Raw genomic sequence first — 1,415 nt, 5'->3', positions numbered from 1 at the left:
TATTGCCGCTATTTTATTACATTTGCAAATAACGTCCAATCTTTTCTCCTATGAGGAAAAGACGATAAAAAAATAACCTTATAATTCTTTCACATGAAAAAGTATTTTAAACACACGTGGCGGGCAATTGTCTTTCTCATACCCGCATTCCTGGCAGCATGCTCGGACATCGCCGAAATGGAAGGAGACACTACCGGCGGTAATCTGCCAGAACTCATCAGGGAGGCAAAAAGGCTCACCGGGCAGGTGAAACTGCTCGACATCCGCCAAAACGGCAGTCCCCGAAAGACAAGGAGCGGGAAAGGAAACGATGACGCTCCGGAAATATGCTGGGACAAATACGAGATGGCGGACCAGGGAGGACAGGAAATCGCCCTCATACCGCTCAGGCACAAAGGGAGGACGGCCTACACACAACTCACCAGGGAAGGAAGGACCAGAAAGAACATCAGCAGGGTATCCTCCAGGCTCATTGTCAGGAGGGACACCCTCACGGGACGACCGATTGCCGTCATCGGAACCTATCTGCACCCGAGGGACTTCGACATGCAGCGCCTCAACGGCGTCACGACGGATTTCAGCGGAACAGGATTCACGGGATATTTCATCACATCGGCAACGGACGGAAGAATGCTCGCCGGAAGGCACATCGTCAACGGGGAGGAGCAGTTCCATTTCCACAGAAACCCTATTCCGCCCCACGAACGCGGGGAGCGGAATGAGGAGGAGGAAGCGGAAGAGGAGTTGCATCTGTTCCTCGACATCAAAAACACGCCGTTGGACGCAAGGACGGTATCGCCCGATGTTTCGGGAAAGGAAGAGGAGGAAAACATGAAATGTACCTTCTGCAAAAAACCGTGGGACGATTGCGACTGCATCACCATCACCCCCGCATGCAGGATATGCGGGCTGAAGCCGCCCGCCTGCAAGTGCGACAAATGCGCCGTGTGCGGGGAAATAAAAGTGGCGGGCAACTGCCTGTGCTGCAGTTTCTGCAAGAAACACCCCTGTGAGTGCGGCGGCGCAGGCGGGGACAACGGAAATGACGGGAATACGGACAGCGGAAACAACGGAGGGGACAGCTCCGGAGGTGGAAGCGGGGGAGGATATGGCACTGGAGGAGGCACAGGAACGGGAACCGGCAACGGGTCTGCTGCGGGGAATCCGGCCAAGTCATCCCCGACAGCCATCACCTCAGCCGCCTCAAAAACGGTGGACAGCATGAAGAAACTCTACGGCACGCAAATGGCGGTGTGCAACTTCGGGGTGCAGACGGCATTCAAGGCCGTATTCGGAAATACCAACCTGCCGCCCGGCATGACCGGAAGGGCCAACGACATGGTGAAGGCATGGGAGAACAATCCCAAATACTGGCAGGCCATAACGATGGCGGAAGCCCAAGACTACGCCAACCA

General features: G+C 55.3%; 1 protein-coding gene. It reads left to right on the top strand.

The annotated features are described in order from the left end of the window. Positions 1-93: 93 nt before the first annotated feature. The coding region (locus tag C5S62_RS01310) for a hypothetical protein (protein ID WP_223301092.1) at positions 94-1,415 on the top strand (1,322 nt) is incomplete at its 3' end.

The organism is Prevotella sp. MGM2 (genome assembly GCF_002933955.1).
In the GTDB taxonomy this organism is placed as follows: Bacteria; Bacteroidota; Bacteroidia; order Bacteroidales; family Bacteroidaceae; genus Alloprevotella.
The sequence above is the reverse complement of the archived record's forward strand: the minus strand, read 5'-3'. Positions and strand labels throughout refer to the sequence as shown.